Origin of the sequence: Natronorubrum daqingense, from assembly GCF_001971705.1 — an archaeon.
GTDB classification, from domain to species: Archaea; Halobacteriota; Halobacteria; order Halobacteriales; family Natrialbaceae; genus Natronorubrum; species Natronorubrum daqingense.
In genome coordinates this window covers 107,138-124,428 of sequence record NZ_CP019328.1, presented here as the reverse complement: position 1 = coordinate 124,428, position 17,291 = coordinate 107,138, and the positions used below count along the sequence as shown (strand labels likewise).

Here is a 17,291-nt window from a genome sequence, read left to right as displayed (position 1 = left end):
CACTCGAATCGTAGCGGGGGCATTCGGTCGTCTCGGATGCAGCATCGAAAACGCTCTAAGAGGGAGGTCAACGATCAGTTCCCGCCGGCGCTACTCGCCCCACCCGCAGTCGCCTGCCCGTCGACGTGTGTCGACACGCTGTCGAGGCCGTCGAGGCCGTGTGATCGATGCAGTCGGTTCGCGACGTCAGCCATCGTTTCGACCGTGAGGTCCGTCTCCTCGCGACGACGAGCGAGGTGGGCGAGGATCGCACGCATCCGCTGGTCGTCTCGTTTCGACGTCAGATTGTTCGGATGAAGCCACATGTGGAACACGCCATCGGTCTGGACCGCCTCGTCGATCCCGCGACGGGCTAACTCGAGCATCGGATCCGCCCAGACGGACTCAGCGACGGTCCGTGCGGGGCCCTCGAACCCGAAGAGGAACAGCGAGGCCGGAACGTTGACCAGCCCGAACTCGTCGATTTCGGGCTCGACGAGCATCGACTGGTCTCGTAGCGTCGAATCGAAGAGGCCTCGAACGCCGTCTCTCGTCGGGGATTTGCCGCGGTAGGCGCTCACGCCGTGCTCTGCGAGTACGTCCCGGTGCCCGACGTCGTTTCGGGGATAGATGAACGAATCGACGGTCTGGCCCCACTCGGCGGCAATCTCGGTCGCTCGCTCGAGTTCGGCCGTGGCGAGGTCGTGATCCGTCGCGGAGTCGCCGAAGAGAACGTGCGAGAAGGAGTGGCTGGCGAACTCGTGATCGACATCCGACTCGAGGACGCGTCTAACGAGGTCGGGGCCGAATCGGAGGTCCTCGCGATCCGCCCAGCTGTTGCGTTCGCGCTCGAACCAGCCGGGAGGTGCCGGGTGGTCGGCGTGCGTTCCGTCACAGGACTCGAGCATGAGGTGGCCGACGACGGCCCAGGTCGCTTCCACGTCGAACTCCTCGAGCAGATCGCACATGACGCTCCAGCCACGGCGACCGGCTTCCACGCGGTCCGTCGGCGGATCCTCGAGGTCGTGAAAGCCCCAGCCGAGTTCGGCATCGAGAGAGAGGACGACGCTACCCACGCAGGCCACCACCAGCGACTACCCAATAATTCCATGCCATACCTCAGTACCTGCGGGAGACATCGTTTTGTTATGGATTGCCTGTCGGCGGAGACAGCCAGTGGCCGCATCTATAGTGACATGATACGATCGGCACAAATCGTGTGATGAGAACCCACGACATTCCTCACTAGCACAATCAGATTGGCGGGTTACCATCCCGAACAGCCGTGAAATCTCCCCATAACAAAGCCGCCATCCCGGTACCACCGAGACAGCAGACGTCCCCGACGTCTCAAATACCAATCATGAGCAGGTCTTCCCCAGCCGAGCGCGCATTCGTGCTCGGATTCGACGGCGTTCCGTGGAGACTCATCGAACAATGGAGCGAAGAGGGGGAACTCCCCAACTTCGCTCGGATGCGCGAGGACGGTGCCTCGGGCACTCTCGAGAGCACGCAACCGGCGACGACGCCGCTCGCGTGGCCCTCCATCGCGACCGGCGTCTGGCCGGACAAACACGGTCTCTACGGCTTTCAGAATCTCTCGTCGGGGTACTCCCACGAGATGTACACAAGCTACGACATGCAACAGCCGGCGCTCTGGGATCTCCTCTCGCCAGCCCACGTCGGCAACGTCCCGATGACGTACCCGCCCCAGGAGATCGACGGCTCGATGGTCACCGGCATGATGACGCCGTCGACCGACAAGGAGTACACCCATCCGCCGGAACTGAAAGCCGACATCGAGTCGCAGATCCCCGACTACACGATCAGCCTCGACTATCCGGAGTACGCCGATCGCCTCGAGGAATTCGAGGTCGCCGTCAACGACATGCTCGAGAACCGAAAGACGGTGATGAACCTCCAGATGGACGAAGCCGGCGACGACTGGCGGCTGTTTTTCTTCGTCTTCACCGCACCCGATCGATTCCAGCACCTCATCTGGGACATGGACCGGCTGCTCGCCCACTACAAGAAACTCGACGAGATCCTCGGCGAAGTGATGGACTACACCGAGGAACACGACGCCGACCTCTACGTCACCTCCGACCACGGCTTCGGGCCGATCGAGGAACTCGTCTACGTCAATCACATCCTCGAGGAGGAAGGCTACCTCTTCAGGGAGGAAGACGACGGCACGCGCGGCGCGCTCGCGAGCCTCGGTATCTCCCGAGACCGGATTACGGACGCCCTCGAGCGTGTCGGGATCTCCGAGGAGTTGATCGTCTCGACGCTGCCGCGTTCGCTCGTCGATTCTGTCGCCGAGCAGATTCCGGGGGATCACGCCCTCTACGACGTCGATTACGAGCGAACGGCCGCGTTCGTCCACGGCGCCGGCTGTCTGTACATCAACGACACCGAACGATTCGATAGCGGCGTCGTCGAGCCACGGCAGGTACCGGCGCTCAAAGCGGAACTTACCGATCTCTTCGAGTCGGTCACGAACGACGAGGGAGAGCCGATGCTCAACGTCCTCGACGGCGACGAGTTGTTCCCGACCGACGACGGTTCGCCGGACCTCATCGTCAACGGCCACGACGTCTACGAGGCCCGCAACGCGATCACCGACGAAGCGACGGGCCCGACCGGCACGTACGCGGCGAGCCATCGGAAAGAGGGAATCGTCCTCTGTCGCGGCCCGTCGATCGAGGCCGGAGCGACGCTGCGCGGGGCCCGAGTCGTCGACATCGCCCCGACGCTCTTACACGGCATCGGCGAACCCGTCCCGAAAAACGCCGACGGCCGCGTCCTCTTCGACGCCTTCGACACGGAAACTGAGCCCGCGTCGACGAAAGTCGAACGGACGGGCGTCTCGCAATCTGACACCGACGGAAGCGTCGAGGACGACTTCACGGACGTCGAGGATCGTCTGAAGGGGCTCGGTTACATGGAATAGGTACCCGCGCTCGCTCTGCTCCGCCACGGACGCACGCACAGCGGAACCCACGACAGTCTCTCCACGCAGTCGACGTCGTCGATGCATCACTTCCATCCCGCTCGTTCTCGGCGGCTACCTCGCGACGGACGTCGTTCCGACAGTGGCCGACTAACCTAGCAGTGACCAATCAACCAGCGCCTAGTCGAGATAGTAACAAATTGTCACACCGAAACGATACTCGAGTCTTCGCCAGATCGGCGCGCTGATCACGCCAACAGCCTCGTTTCCGTCGGTAGTGGTGACTTCCGAGACGATCAGGAGACGCGAACTCGAGTGCCACGTTCGAACGGGCGTCGACTGACGGGCCGGACTGGGACGGAATCGAACGGAGCACTCGCGAGCCGAGCGGGATCGTTGCACGTCGACGGCGCTCACTGTAGACACGTCATAACATTTCTACCCGATACGAGAACGAGAGGTATGGATACTGCCGCCCGGGGTGGACGAGCGTCCGTCGTTATTCCCGGCGTCGCCGCACCCAGTAGCGTCGCTTGCGTCCGATCGTTTGGTCGTCGCGGCATCCGACCCATCGTCGTCTCGAGCGACGAGACGACCCCCGCGTTTCACTCGAAGTACTGTGCGGAAGCGATTCGCGTGCCCTCGCCACACGACGACCTCGTCGCGTACAAGGACGCGCTCCGTGCGCTCGCCGAGCGGCCGGACGTCCGAACGATCGTTCCGGTTCGGGAGCCGGATATCTACGTGCTCTCGAAGTACCGTGAGGAGTTTGCCGAGTTCGTCGCCACTCCCTGGCCGGATTTCGGGACGCTTTCGCGAACGCAAGATCGCATTCGACTCTTTTCGGCCGCCGAGACGGCGGGCGTCGACGCGCCCGAGACGACCCTGTTCACGGCACCTCCCGACGGCGACCGCCAGTGGATCATGAAGCCACGGTACACGATTCTCGGCGACGAGTACCTCGAGGAGTACACCCCCGAGACGTGCGTCGCCCCGCCGTCGACGACGTACCTCGAGTCGACGCACGCGACGAGCGCCGAGTCCGCCCAACTCGAGATGCACCACGTGCCGTTAGTCCAGGAGTACGTCTCGACGACCGAGGAGTACGGCTTCTTCGCCCTCTACGACGAGGGGGAGGCGGTCGCGACGTTCCAGCACCGACAGCGACGGGGCTACAGCTACGCCGGCGGGCCCAGTTCGTTTCGCGAATCGGTCGACATTCCGGCCCTGAAAGCCGCCGGCCTCGCGTTGCTCGACGAACTCGAGTGGCACGGCCTGGCGATGGTCGAGTTTCTGCGCGACGAAAAAACCGGCCAGTTCAAACTGATGGAAGTCAACCCGCGGTTCTGGTCGTCGCTTCCCTTCACGGTCCGCGCGGGCGCAGACTTTCCGTACTACTACTGGCTGCAAGCCGCCGGACGAACGGACGAGATCGACGACGCCTACGAGAGCGACATTGGTGGCCACCTCCTCCGCGGAGAGGCCCTGTACCTCTACTCGATTCTCACCGACGACATCGGACTGGTCGAAAAGCCCGGGCTCTCGAGCGCCGTCGTCGACGTTGCGCGATCGTTGCTCACGCAGCCGCGATTCGATTACCTCACTCGAGACGACCCGCGTCCGTTCGTTCGGGACGCCCTAAACACGATTTCGGCGATACGCTCCTAACTGACACCGTCTGGTGACGACCAACCGTGTCTTCTCAACAGTGTGAGCACGCACAACAGTAATCACAGAGACGTATGTCTCAAATTGCTACCATTGGATCGACAAGAAAGCTTATAGCGGAATACTCGGGTTACCAGCGTATGGCACGTGACCCTCCTGAACAGACCGCAGGTACAGACACACAATCGCTCCCGAATTGCGTCACGATCGTCGGACGCGGCGTTCCCTCGAGTTTCGAACTCACCGTCGACGGTGAACTCGAGGTGGACGACGAGCAATCGGACGAGAACCTTCCGGTCGTCTCCGGCAGCGTAGCGGAGGGGACGATTGACGTCGGCGTTCAGCGGTTTCGATTCGACGGACAGGTGACGAACATTCACCTCGTCGACTGGAACGGCGTCCCGGCACCGGAGTCCGCGAGCGTCCCGACCGTTCACGTCGACTACGGCGCAGCCAAGAGATAACCCGCCACGCCGAATAGCCGTTATCGATTCAGGATTTGCCCACTGCACAGCCACAGCACTACCCACGTGGTACGGGTCGGTGTACCGTGTTACCGGTGATCGCTACCCCGGTGAGCGATCACCGTGGAAAATTACAACAGCCCGTCTGAGCCCCCATCGTCACCTCCTCACTCGTTGCCAGTTGGCGTCGAATCGTCACCTCCTGCGCCGAATCGCCACCTCCCGTTATTTCGCCTGTTCCCGCCGAAAACTCCCTTTCGCACTCTTCCAGGCCGGATAGACGGTGTTGTAGACGCGAGCGGGAGTATTTCTCGCGCCCGCGCGGAGCAATCGGTGAGACAGCGGCGGCTCCGCATCGGCGACGAGCGCGTCGAGGTCGGCTTCCTCGAGCCACGCGAAGAAGGCCGCCTCTGCGACTGACGACGGGTCCGCCTCGAGCGTTCGCTCGCGAATGTCCTCCCACATGTAGCGTTCGTCCTGGCCGAGCACCCACCGACCCTCCTCCAGTGCGGTTCGAATCTCGCGGTAATCGTCGTGCTCGAAGTCGTAACCGTGGTCGGTCGGCTCGAGTCCCGAGAGGCGAAGGCCGACGGCCGTCCGGTAGCACTTCTCGCACTCGCCGCAGTTGCCGTCCATGCGGACGTTACAGGTCTGCAACTGGAGGGAGGGTGCCTCGTCGTCGACGTACTCCGCGATGGCGTCGAGTCGCTCCTGTCTGGTGAGGTCGTAGGAGTCGTGGTGACACTGGGTGCCGGCCCAACGGACGTGGTCGTCGATATCCGGCCGGGAGCCCCACTCGAGGTCGATTCCCTCCCAGTGGGTCGCTGCGACGTAGAGGTCGTCCATTCCGCGCGCGTAGGCCATCGGTGCACAGAGGCCGAGCAGGCCGAGGCCGTGGCCGACGGAGCTGTACCACGCGCCGTCGACGTGGCGTTTGTAGTGAGCCAGCAACATCGGGTGGGCGAGAAACGAGAGCATGTTCGACTCGACGAACGACGTCTCGAGGCCGTGCTCCTGGGCGAACGAGGTGGTCCGCGAGCGGAGGTGATCCCACTTCTCGTCGTCGGCCGAGTCGGGCGTGATCGTCCATCCCCGAATGCTGATCAACGTCGGTTCCTCCTCGCGGTGGCGGACGTACGAACACGTCGAGTCGACGCCGCCGGTAAAGAGCAGGCCGCTCTCCCCGCTCGCATCAGGTTGGACGTCTACGGTCTCTTTCGCGTAGAGCGTTCCGCCCTCGAGAAAGTCGTGCATCGAGCACAGCGACTCCTGGACCGCCGAGAGGGCCGAGGCGAACGTTTCGTCGACCTCGTCGACGTAGACGTCGGCACCATTCGCCCACGCGACGGGACAGACCTGTGCGAGGACCGGAATGACGAGGATGCCCTCGGGCACGTCCTCGATCGAAACGTCGTACTCGGTTCGAAACGATTCCGTCGAGAAGAACCGCTCGAGGTCTCGTGACGTGGTAACGTCACACTCGAGGGTCGTCTCGTCGGCGTCGACATAGTCGATGATAATCTTTGACATAGGTTGCACTCAACTGGCGTCACAGTGACGGATAGACACTGTCCGCGCTCGCCTCGAGCGATCACGACCGGCTACAAAAATCATCAGAATCGTTGATCGTTCTGAAATGGAGAATGCAATCCATATCGATACGTGAGAGGTAGTAGTCCGACCATACTGTCGCCGTCGAAGCCACGAGCCGAGCGAATTAGCCCGTCACCAGCCGCCGAGAACACTGTGTACGCTGTGTCCGGCGGCCCAGAGACACCGACTCGAGTGGTATCGGGACGGCCCAGTCGACGAACGAGCGCGAATCGGCTTCCGGTATCGTCGATAGTCGACCTTCCACAGTCGGGACGCGCACAATCCCGTCGTTCTCCGAAATCGTTCCGGATAGGAGCCCTATAACAAACGTCGCTATCGGTGACCCTCCGGCCAACACATGCGTATCGCTACTGGACCGGACAGCGCCCATTCTGAGAAAGCATGAAACGGTCGACACTCAACGTCACGTTTGCTGTTGGATTTCTCGCGGTTGCGATGGGGATTCTCGTCGCGAGAGCGAACCCCGCAACGACGTACGAATCATCGGTCTACATGGCAACGCCGGCGGTCGTCTGGGTCGGATTCGCCCTCGCCTTAGCCATCGCCGTCAGTACCGCACTGACCTGTCGCGGGCGCGAACAGGGATACGGGATCGCACTCGGCGCGACGACGGTAACGGCCATCGTCAGCCTGCCGTCGATCAGAAACTATCGCTTCTCCGGGATGGGCGATGCGCTGAGTCACCTCGGCTGGACTCGAGACATCGTCAACGGCGAAATGGGAGCCCACGAGTTGTTCTATCCGGGCTTTCACGCCATCGCGTCGGTGCTCTATCACGTGGGCGGCATTCCGATCGAACGGGGGTTGATGCTCACCGTCGCCATCGTCTTCGTTCCGTTCTTGGTGTTCATCCCGCTCGTCGTTCGCGAAATCGCCGGTGACGGGATGGCGATCGGAATCGCCGCCATCGTCTCCTGGATGGTGTTGCCGATCAACAACATCGCGACGCACATGGGGATCCACACCAACTCGAACGCGCTCTTTCTGGTGCCCGTCGTCGTCTTCGCGTTCGTCGCCTACCTCAATCGCCGGGCGACGATCGAACGACTGCCGTTCGGTCTGTCGCCGTTTAGCCTGCTCATCTACCTCACGGGGATCGCGCTCCTGTTGGTCCACCCACAGCAGATGGTCAACGTCGTCGTCCTCCTGGGCGCGATCAGCGTCGCCCAGTATCTCGCGCGAACGCGCTACGACGACCACCCGATGCTCGATCACCCGACCACCTACGCGCACACGGCCGTACTCGGAATCATCTTCTCCGTCTGGGCGGTGAGCAACGAACGGTTCAGAAACGCCGCCGAAGGACTCATCGCCGGCATCTTCGAGGAAGACGTCGGCGGCGGCGCCGAAGTCGACCAGCGCGAGTCCTCCCTCGAGGAAGTCGGGGGTAGCCTCGGCGAGTTGTTCGTCACGATGTTTCTCGATCTCGCGGTCGTCTCGCTGATCGTCGGGCTCTTTATTTTGCTCGTCTGGCTCGGTCGCTCCACGGTCGACTCGGAGACGAAGTCGTTCGTCAACTACCTCTCGATCGCGTTGATCCCGCTGACGGGCATGTTCGTCCTGTACTTCGTCGGAACCCCGACGATGGCGTTCCGCCAGATCGGCTTCATCGCCGTAATTCTCACCATCCTCGCCGGCGTCGCACTCGCCCGCGCGATCGGCGCGCTCTCGAACGTGATCACGCTTCCGGCTGGAACGGCCGTCGCAGCCCTCCTCCTCGGGGCCTGTCTCATCCTCGGATTGATGACGGTGTACGCCTCGCCGATCATCTACAGTCCCAGCCAGCACGTCACCGACCACCAATTCAGCGGCTACGAATCCGCCCTCGAGTACGGTGAGGAAGACACCCCACTCGTCGGCTACGGGACCGACCCGTACCGCTACGACCACGCGATCAACGGTGTCGAAGGTGAGGAGAACCTCGGCGCGGCGACGACCGCCAGCGGCTCGGTCGAGCCAGACGAGTTCGAATCGGGGAACTATAGCGGCGCGTACAACGGGGTGGGGTACAACTTCGTCGTCACGGAGTACGACACCACCCGCGAACTCGACGTCTACCAGGAACTCCACCACAGCGAGGCCGCACTCGAGGCCATCGAGTACGACGACGACGCGGACAAGGTCATCTCGAACGACGAGTTCCGGATGTACGACGTCTCCGGAGAACAATAAGGGTCGAGCGGAGTGCTGCGGTTCGAGCCCCGAGAGCGAGGCGGCGTTCGCGCGATCTGGGGTAGTGGCCGGCATCGCGTAGTGAGCGATCGTAAACAGCATTCGCGAGCGGTCGCGTAGTGTACGCGCGAGTGATTAGCGGGGCGGGTAACACCCAGCAGGGGATACCGTTCTCGCAACGTGAGGCAGTGACTCGAGTACGTAAACGAGCAGTGGTGACTCGAGTACGTAAACGAGCAGCGGTGACTCGAGTTTCCCGTGGTCACCGTCCCCTCGTCGGCACGTTCCTCGAACTCGTACGTGCGAATGAAACAGAGATACTTCCTCGAGAGGCGTCCCCGCTCGATCGAGTCGCCGAGACGGAGCAATTCTGTCGGTGGCCCCATCGCTTCTTCGTGCCACCGTCACGAGATGACCCGGTACTAATCATCAATTGTCCGTCTCGAATCGTTCGTTGCCCGTGCCTACGCCGAGTGCGAATCGATGAGGGCTCGAGAGAAAAATGTGCCGTAAACGGGCTCTCGAGGGCGTAATACACGATTTACCGGGATAAACGGTCGGACAAACAGTTCAGTTACGCCGACTCTGATTCACAAGTTCTTACTTAAATTACCACAGATTCTGTCATAATCCCCAGTGTTAGAAACACATTCTGTAAATTTAATCCATATCACCAAGGAAAAGTTTATGAGTATAAGGCCAGGTTACGCAAGTGTATGGCGCAGAAACCCCGTACGTCCGAGACGGATACATCACCGACTACTGGCCGTAACAGCGGATTAAACCGCCGCAGCTTCGTTCGCTCGGCGGCTGCAACCGCGACCGCGGCATTCACGTTCGGTGCGGCCGGCACGGCCGCCGCTCAGGACGACTACGAGGTCATCGAAGCCGAAAACCAGGAGATCACCGTCGAGAGCGGTGAGACCTGGGAGAACAAACTCATCGATATGACCACCGGACAGGATATTACGATCACCACCGTCGGTAGCGACTGGACGGTTCGCAACATCGGATTCGAGGGCGAGAACGTCTCCGGAGCCGGTTCCGCGACGTTCGGTATCTCCGACGACGGTGGCGAGAGCACGATCGAAAACGTCTATCTCGGTGACGGCTCCGATGACGGAAATCAGAGTGGGACGGGCCACGGCCAGACGGCATTCTGGGCGAACCCGGAACACGCTGGCCACATCGACATGACGAACGTCAACATTCAGGGCTTCGCGGACAACGCCGTCTATGGCTCCGCCCCTGGAAACGGCGGCGGCGGTACGATCCACATCGACAGCTGTTTCGCCGCTAACTGTTACGTCTCCCACTTCCGTCTCGCGACTGAGGGGAGTCGAATTACGAACTCGAGCGTCCTCGTCGACGACGAGGGCTACGAAGGCCGTGGCATCTGGGCCTGGGCACCCGGGACGATCGAAGTCGAAAACTGCCAGATCGAGATGAACGGCCACAACAGCGCGATCGACGCCGGTGCCAACGGGCAGGGCACCGACGTCGCTCTCATCGACAGCCAGTACGACGAGCAAGCCGGCATCGCCGAGCACGACGGCTCTAACGTCCAACTCGAGGGCGACACGGGAACCGATCCCGAAGCGTTCATCCCCGACGGAACGCCGACCAGCGCCGAAGAAGCGGCACTCGGCGGCAACTAACGACGCATCGACACCCTGCTGACGCGACTACTCACCCGTTGCTCTCCACTTCGTTCGCGGCTTTTTTCGAGTCGACTCGTCTTCCACGAGTGCCAGCGCTCGCGGACGCACCTCGAGTTCGAAGTGCGATTTGTGATGTCCGCGCGCGAGGATCGATCACGAACGAGTCCTTCTCGAGTGTCGACCTGAATTCGTCGGAATTGACAGCTCAGCGGCCCGTACAGACGCGTTGAGTGGAACTATTTCCTCGCCGTGTACTCACGGCGGCTGTAGTTATGCGTGGCATTCACATACTTGTTTTCGAACCGAAAGACGGTGTGCGACGCGAACCGAACTGAACGGACGCCGATGAACCGTTCATCGGATTCCGTAAGGGAGGATTACAACGCGTTCTGATGCGCGCTCGCGGCACTATCTCCAGTAATGATAGATTGTTTGATAATATTTCCACGTTCAAAATATATAACATTCCATGAGAGAATGTCCATTATTTCCTGAATAAACTAACACAGACCAGTTACAGTCTGTAAGTTTTAAGTTAATGAGAGGAGAAAGTTTATGGTCGTAGTTTCATATTACCCGATTGCATGGCACGCGAACCTTCGGTATCAGACGGTGATAGAGATGTCGGTAGCGAAACAAGACCGGCAGAACAGACAACGCAGACGACTGGCCTGCTCGGTCGGCGGTCGTATATGAAACTGGCCGGCGCGACGACCGCAGCGGCCGCGATGTTTGCAACCGGCTCGAGCGCCGATGAGGATGACTACGAGGTCATCGAAGCGAGCGGGCAGACGATCAACGTCGACAACGAAACATTCGAGAACAAGCTGATCGACGTCTCCAACGGAAACGCGATCACCGTTAGCGTCGGGGACGACGCGACGATTCGGAACGTCGGTGTCTCCGGCCTCTATCAGGGAGACGGCTTCATCTTCTCGATCGGTGGCGGCGGCGAGGTCGAGTTCGACAACGTCTACCTCGGCGACGGTGCGAACAAAACTGGTGGTGACCACGCACACGGACCCGGTGCCGTCTTCTACCATCGAAACGCGAGCGCCGACGTGACGTTCCGCCGGATGAACGTTCAAGGCTATCCGAACAACGGCTTCTACTGCTCCAACAGCGCCAACGGTGGCGCAATTACGTGGATCGACTGCTACGGGAAGAACAACGGCGTCTCCACGTTCCGCGCCGCGAGCGGTGAAGACAGCCTACACAACTGCGTCGCGTACAACGACGATACCGACTACTCCACCGACTACGGAAGCTGGGGCGGCTACACTGAGGACTCCGGCCGACCACTGTGGGTGCACAGCCCCGGCGGCGTCGTCGCCGAGGACTGTCACTTCGCAGCAGGGAGCTACCCGAGCGCCGTGTTGACCCACGACGGAGCCAACGCCACGCTCGACGGCGGGGCCATCTCCGGTGGGACGAGCGGTGCAGTCGACACCTCCAGCGCCGGCTCGGATCCTGATCTCTCGGTCCCCGACGGCGTTCCAACGTCCCCAGAGGAGGCTGTTTCGGGAAATGAACACGGCGGGAGTGGCAGTGGCGACGACGAAGCTGTCGGTAACGGCGACGACGAAGAACTCCCTAACGCACTCGTGTTCGACGGAAACGAGACGACGAACGCAACCAGATACGAATTCGAAGTAGCCGGTGATGTCGAACCCTCAAGCGGCGAGGACGCCGACATCGACGGCTCGCTCGTACACGGCGTCGTCGCAGACTGGAGCGAACCGTTCCGATTCGACGGCGACCTCGAGCAACTCACCCTCGACGGACCGGCAACGGTCTCGCTCGACGGCGACGAGATCGATCCGGACGACTACGGCGAGGAGTACCCACACACCCTCGAGGTCGAGGGAGAAGGTGAACCGACGAGTTTCGAGGTGACGGTCGACGGCTCGATCGATCTCGAGTCGTCAGCGGCCGAAGACGACGAGACGACGACGGTTTCCGGGTCGACGGTGCAAAGTTCCGTCACCGACGACACGGTCACGGTCGAGTTCTCCGGGGCGCTGACGGACGTGACGATAATCGACGGCGACGCCACGGTCCGCCTCGACGACGACGTAATCGACTCGGACGACTACGGCGACCACAAACTGCTCCCACACGCGCTGGTGATCGACGGAACGGAAGACGACGATCCCAGCGAGTACACCTTCACGGCGAGCGGTGCGGTCGTCGAGTCCACCTACCAGGATGCGACGATCGACGACGACGACGTGATCGAAGCGCAATCCGTGACCGGTGACGTCGACGGCCACCTCGACGCGTACTGGTTCGACGGTGACATCGAGGACTTCACGCTCGTGGGCAACGCAACGGTCGACATCCAGTATAACGTCCGCGAACAGTAAGCATCGCTGTCAGTACACACCCGTTATCCGACGCGATGGGTGAGGGAGGTGCCACGGAAACGGCTCACCGACTGACTGCGAGACGTGACGGTTCGGACACCGTGGACACCTCTCTCGTACTCTCCTTTCTGCCGACGGTCGCGTCGAATGCAAAGTCGTCGGGAACCGATAGGTACCGGTTATATTTGGTGTATGCCACCGCTTCAGCCGTGTGAAATCACCGATGCCGATGACAGCGTCCAACACGTACCGGAACTAACAGTCGTAGTATTCACAGACGTTCTGATAGAAATTAGTGAACGACGCCTACACGTGGGCCAATATGTTCAGATGAGCACTACAGACCGTACGAAATGAATAACAAACTGTATGATACGCCCCACGTACGATATGGAAATTGGGTTCTACCACGACGCGGCCGGAACCCGCCACGCTGGCGGTATTGCCGTATACATCCAGCAAATGGCGGTGGCACTCAGCCGTTCGAACGACGTGTATCTCTACACCCAACGCGGTGAGTTCTCGTCGCTCATTACTCGTTCAGACGTCACCGTCGTCGAAACACCCTCGTTCGAAGATCACTGGTCACAATCACTCGAGCCCTTCCTTCCACTCGGAACGCAAGAACACAGCAAGTTGCTGATGACCTACTGGGCCGCGAGAAACGACGTTATCGACCAGATGAACGGCCACCTCGACGTGCTCTTTACCTCCCAGTATCTCGACGATCTGTTGCTCTCGAATCTCGTCGATGTCCCGACCGTCTACACCTTCCACCGACTCTCGAGAATCGGAATCGGCGGGACGCTACGAGAACGCTTCTCCCAAACGGAACACGTGCTGGTGAACTCCGAGGATACGAAAACACAGGTCGAAACGAAACTCGAGTACGACGTCGGGGAAATCATCTATCCGGGTGTCGACGTCGACGAGTTCCAACCCGGCGTCGAGCCAGCCATTTCGAGTGACGACCCACTCATCCTCTTCGTGGGGCGACTCATCGAAACCAAAGGCATCTACGACCTCCTCGAGGCCGTTGCTCGACTCGAGGGCACCCAAGAACTGCACTTCGTCGGCAGTGGCGACGAAGAAGGGGTCCGAGCGCGGGCGGACGAACTGGGTCTGGCAGATTCAGTCGTCGTTCACGGCGAGATTCCCCACCCCGAACTGCCGGCGTACCACGCCGGCGCAGACGTGTTCTGTCTACCGAGTCACTACGAAAGCTTCGGAATGGCGAACATCGAGGCGATGGCCTGTGAGCTCCCGGTCGTCACGACCGATCACGAGGGCATCAAAACGTACCTCACTAACGGGGAGAACGGACTCCTCGCTCGCGTCAGCGATCCACAGGATCTCGCCGACAAACTGAGGATGGTACTCGAGTCCCCACGGCTTCGCGAGTCACTCGCCAGCCAGGCCTACGTCGACAGTCAGGCGTTCGCCTGGCGTTCGCAGGCCGAGCGCCTCGAACAGTTCTGTGCCGAGGTTCTCGAGGTTTCCGAGCCACCAGAACCGGCGTCGAGGGAACCGCTCCAGCCAGAGACCTAGTGGGCGACGGGAAGCGACAGCGCATCCCGAATGGACGGAGGCGACTACCGCTATTGGACTCGGCTTCGTCTGAAAAGTGGCTCCCGCGTCGACACGGGAACAGATGCTGGCACGCGAACTGCTCCGGTATTCGATTACATCATCGGGAGCCATTGACTACTACGAACGGCGCGAACAAAAGTCCTTCTCGCTTCAGCGTGCTGACTGTTTCGAGATGGTAACTGACGAATAGCGTCCGACCTTCGGCCGTATTTCGGAAAGCACAGTCGGTCCCGTCTCACCAGGGCCGATTACTCGATTCGCGAGAGTTTGCCGTCGACGTTTTGCTCCAGTTGTCGATTGGTCACGAGGTGAGCGGCCGAAAGCAAGAGGAACGAAACGACGACGACAGCCGCCAGCCCAATCGTCGGAACCGTCGACAACGGTGGAACACCGAGGAACGCACCGGTGAGGAGGGCTGCGCCGATGACGCTGAGCGTTGCGTACCAGCGATCCCAGCGATCCTGGCGGTGCGTATCCGTATCGAGATACATCATTAGCAAGTCGGCGTTGTCGGCGAGCGAGATCAGGCCGCGGTCCTGATCGTACTCGACGATTCCCGCATCGTCCATCTTCGGCAGGTGGGTCTGATAGAGCGCGACGTAGACCCGCTTTCGTTGGTCCGAACTGAGCGCAGTGACCTCGGTGTCGTTCTCCCAGGCCGCGATCTGTTCGGCGAGTTCACCGAGCGTTACCGTCTCCTCCGCCTCGAGGAGATACGAGAGGACCTCTCGTCGACGTCGATTTTTCAGGAGTTCGAAGATGACGTCTTTCGAGAGCTGTTGGGCTTCCTCCGAGTCAGCCACCGACGTGATTTCGTCGGGGAGTGACGTGTCGATCGACGACATCACGAACGACCTCCGAACGTCGTGTCGTCTGTGTCGATGACAGGTTGGAGTTGGAAGTAGCTACCATACGCCCGGAACGACGGGGTCCGCTGTCCGTTTGATCGGCAAATCGCAGTCACGATTGACACACCAAGTTGTACACCAATACTGACACTCTTAAGGACAACCACGTTTCGCACCCGCTGCAAAGCAGGTACGGAGTGGCTTCGCTCCCTGTCTGATGACGGGAGCGATCGGTGTCAACCGAGCCGAACGCAGCGGCCACAGGGGCCGCGCAGTATCGGCCGATTGCGTTGTAGTATCTCTCGCGTACGTACAACGTCTTCCGGGGGAACGACACGTGAACCGACGGCGGCGGGGAACGGTGCGACACGACACTGGTTCGGAACGTTTGGTGGCAACGACATAAAGACAAACGACAGTTCGCCCGCGAAAGGCGAGTTTACGTCGTGAAGTCCTGATTTACGACAGATTCACGGAACAACGATCCACCCATTTCATGTGGCGTGTTTACGAACCACATAACCGGGCACTGCCGTTTTCGCGGCACTCGCCCGAAGACGAGTAGTGGGTTGGACAGGCGTAATCAAACCAGTCAGGTGCGTTGATCGGGCACGACACCGTCGTCTCGAGAGCGTTCGTCGCTCTCTTTGCATTCTCTCTTTGAATCGGAAACCACCACGCAATTGGCGTAAGTCACTGTTTCCCGCGAAACCATGGTAGCCCCTTACAGTGGCGGCTCCGCTTCGTCCACTACTGATGACGCGGTCCATCATCGATCACACGACGAGCGAGTCAGAAAAGACAGCACCTGGGCTGTGTCCCGACTGTGAGACGGATACGATCGTCCACGACCCGGACCGCGGGGAGCGTGTCTGCGAAGAGTGTGGGCTCGTCCTCACCGAAGATCCGATCGACTACGGACCGGAGTGGCGAGCATTCAACGCCCAGGAACACGACGAACTCTCTCGAGTCGGTGCACCGCTCACCCAGTCGATGCACGATCGCGGACTCACGACGACGATCGACTGGCGGAACAAAGACGCGAACGGCCACTCGATGTCCGCCGATAAGCACGGCCAACTCCACCGACTCCGCGTCTGGCAAGAGCGAATCCGGACGAAGAACGCGGGCGAACGAAACCTCAAGTACGCGCTCTCGGAGATCGATCGAATGGTCAGCGCGCTGGGCGTTCCAAAGCCCGTCAAAGAGACGGCAAGCGTCATCTACCGTCAGGCGCTCGAGCAGGATCTCATTCGCGGACGCTCGATCGAAGGCGTCGCGACCAGCGCCCTCTACACGGCCTGCCGTAAGGAGGATATTCCGCGGAGCCTCGAGGAAGTAACCGCCGTTTCACGGGTGGACCAACGAGAGATTGGGCGGACCTATCGTTACATTGCCGACGAACTCGATATCAACCTCGAGCCGACGAACCCCAGGCAGTTCGTTCCGCGCTTTTGCTCCGAACTAGACGTCGACAAGGGGGTCGAAACGAAGGCCGTCGAGATCATCGACCAGACGACCGACCAGGGCCTTCACTCGGGCAAGTCGCCGACGGGCTTCGCCGCCGCCGCGATTTACGCCGCCGGCTTGCTCTGTGACGAGACGATTCCACAGCGAGCGGTCGCCGACACGGCACAGACGACCGTCGTCACCGTTCGCAACCGCTATCGCGAACAACTCGACGCGATCGATCAACAGCCCGCGACCTGATTACATGATCGAGCGCTCTTCGTCCCCCCGCGAACTCGTGTAGAGATCCTGGTCAGCCACCGCGTGAAGGTTTGCATAAGGAACGAACGCGATGAACTCGTCGTTCTCGTCGTAGAGTTCGATACCGTTTTCTGTGTGATCGTATCGCTCGCAGTCGATCTGTCCCTCGGGGAGGATCGCGCGGAACATACCCGAGTGGACGGTGGCCAATCAGAAATAGCTGGGCGGTGACGACGACGGGCCGAGGTCGGTCGTTTCGAGTGCCT

General features: G+C 60.8%; 12 protein-coding genes. 8 read left to right on the top strand and 4 right to left on the bottom strand.

The genetic code is table 11. From position 1 onward, the window contains the following. Nucleotides 1-74: 74 nt before the first annotated feature. On the bottom strand, nucleotides 75-1,055 hold the full coding sequence (locus BB347_RS17035) for a polysaccharide deacetylase family protein (protein ID WP_076583382.1): 981 nt from the start codon (nucleotides 1,053-1,055) through the stop codon (nucleotides 75-77). Nucleotides 1,056-1,342: 287 nt separating this feature from the next. On the opposite strand from BB347_RS17035, the gene BB347_RS17030 reads away from it, so the two are divergent. The 3 genes from BB347_RS17030 to BB347_RS17015 all read left to right on the top strand — a co-directional run bounded on the left by BB347_RS17030 (nucleotide 1,343) and on the right by BB347_RS17015 (nucleotide 5,064). Further along, a complete protein-coding gene (locus BB347_RS17030) occupies nucleotides 1,343-2,932 on the top strand; it encodes an alkaline phosphatase family protein (RefSeq protein WP_076583380.1) in 1,590 nt (529 codons plus the stop codon). 462 nt (nucleotides 2,933-3,394) lie between these two features. Further along, complete coding sequence (locus BB347_RS17020) at nucleotides 3,395-4,600, top strand: carboxylate--amine ligase (protein ID WP_076583377.1); 1,206 nt, start codon at nucleotides 3,395-3,397, stop codon at nucleotides 4,598-4,600. Between the two features lie 140 nt (nucleotides 4,601-4,740). Further along, the gene (locus BB347_RS17015; protein ID WP_076583376.1) at nucleotides 4,741-5,064 is read left to right on the top strand and encodes a hypothetical protein; all 324 of its coding nucleotides are present in this window, start codon (nucleotides 4,741-4,743) and stop codon (nucleotides 5,062-5,064) included. A gap of 225 nt (nucleotides 5,065-5,289) precedes the next feature. Here BB347_RS17015 and BB347_RS17010 read toward each other — a convergent pair whose 3' ends face one another. Beyond that, complete coding sequence (locus BB347_RS17010) at nucleotides 5,290-6,594, bottom strand: hypothetical protein (RefSeq protein ID WP_076583374.1); 1,305 nt, start codon at nucleotides 6,592-6,594, stop codon at nucleotides 5,290-5,292. 465 nt (nucleotides 6,595-7,059) lie between these two features. On the opposite strand from BB347_RS17010, the gene BB347_RS17005 reads away from it, so the two are divergent. The 4 genes from BB347_RS17005 to BB347_RS16990 all read left to right on the top strand — a co-directional run bounded on the left by BB347_RS17005 (nucleotide 7,060) and on the right by BB347_RS16990 (nucleotide 14,425). Next, the gene (locus BB347_RS17005) at nucleotides 7,060-8,850 is read left to right on the top strand and encodes a hypothetical protein (RefSeq protein WP_076583373.1); all 1,791 of its coding nucleotides are present in this window, start codon (nucleotides 7,060-7,062) and stop codon (nucleotides 8,848-8,850) included. 716 nt (nucleotides 8,851-9,566) lie between these two features. Next, complete coding sequence (locus BB347_RS17000; protein WP_076583371.1) at nucleotides 9,567-10,508, top strand: hypothetical protein; 942 nt, start codon at nucleotides 9,567-9,569, stop codon at nucleotides 10,506-10,508. Between the two features lie 587 nt (nucleotides 10,509-11,095). Further along, nucleotides 11,096-12,877, top strand: coding sequence for a hypothetical protein (locus BB347_RS16995; protein WP_076583370.1), 1,782 nt, complete (start codon nucleotides 11,096-11,098; stop codon nucleotides 12,875-12,877). A gap of 390 nt (nucleotides 12,878-13,267) precedes the next feature. After that, a complete protein-coding gene (locus BB347_RS16990) occupies nucleotides 13,268-14,425 on the top strand; it encodes a glycosyltransferase family 4 protein (protein ID WP_076583368.1) in 1,158 nt (385 codons plus the stop codon). 290 nt (nucleotides 14,426-14,715) lie between these two features. Here the strand turns inward: BB347_RS16990 and BB347_RS16985 are convergent, their stop codons facing one another. Then, nucleotides 14,716-15,312 (bottom strand): DUF7344 domain-containing protein, encoded by a 597-nt coding sequence (locus BB347_RS16985; protein WP_076583367.1) that lies wholly within the window; start codon nucleotides 15,310-15,312, stop codon nucleotides 14,716-14,718. A gap of 759 nt (nucleotides 15,313-16,071) precedes the next feature. Here BB347_RS16985 and BB347_RS16980 point away from each other — a divergent pair. Continuing rightward, nucleotides 16,072-17,025, top strand: a complete 954-nt coding sequence (locus BB347_RS16980) for a transcription initiation factor IIB (RefSeq protein WP_076583365.1) — start codon at nucleotides 16,072-16,074, stop codon at nucleotides 17,023-17,025. Here the strand turns inward: BB347_RS16980 and BB347_RS16975 are convergent, their stop codons facing one another. After that, complete coding sequence (locus BB347_RS16975; RefSeq protein ID WP_076583364.1) at nucleotides 17,026-17,214, bottom strand: hypothetical protein; 189 nt, start codon at nucleotides 17,212-17,214, stop codon at nucleotides 17,026-17,028. Nucleotides 17,215-17,291: the final 77 nt, after the last annotated feature.

Excerpts from the sequence above, each read along its gene's own strand:
- BB347_RS17030 (WP_076583380.1), top strand. The coding sequence starts at position 1,343 with ATGAGCAGGTCTTCCCCAGCCGAGCGCGCATTCGTGCTCGGATTCGAC.
- BB347_RS17020 (WP_076583377.1), top strand. The coding sequence starts at position 3,395 with ATGGATACTGCCGCCCGGGGTGGACGAGCGTCCGTCGTTATTCCCGGC.
- BB347_RS17015 (WP_076583376.1), top strand. The coding sequence starts at position 4,741 with ATGGCACGTGACCCTCCTGAACAGACCGCAGGTACAGACACACAATCG.
- BB347_RS17010 (WP_076583374.1), bottom strand. The coding sequence starts at position 6,594 with ATGTCAAAGATTATCATCGACTATGTCGACGCCGACGAGACGACCCTC.
- BB347_RS17005 (WP_076583373.1), top strand. The coding sequence starts at position 7,060 with ATGAAACGGTCGACACTCAACGTCACGTTTGCTGTTGGATTTCTCGCG.
- BB347_RS17000 (WP_076583371.1), top strand. The coding sequence starts at position 9,567 with ATGGCGCAGAAACCCCGTACGTCCGAGACGGATACATCACCGACTACT.
- BB347_RS16995 (WP_076583370.1), top strand. The coding sequence starts at position 11,096 with ATGGCACGCGAACCTTCGGTATCAGACGGTGATAGAGATGTCGGTAGC.
- BB347_RS16990 (WP_076583368.1), top strand. The coding sequence starts at position 13,268 with ATGGAAATTGGGTTCTACCACGACGCGGCCGGAACCCGCCACGCTGGC.
- BB347_RS16985 (WP_076583367.1), bottom strand. The coding sequence starts at position 15,312 with ATGTCGTCGATCGACACGTCACTCCCCGACGAAATCACGTCGGTGGCT.
- BB347_RS16980 (WP_076583365.1), top strand. The coding sequence starts at position 16,072 with ATGACGCGGTCCATCATCGATCACACGACGAGCGAGTCAGAAAAGACA.
- BB347_RS16975 (WP_076583364.1), bottom strand. The coding sequence starts at position 17,214 with ATGTTCCGCGCGATCCTCCCCGAGGGACAGATCGACTGCGAGCGATAC.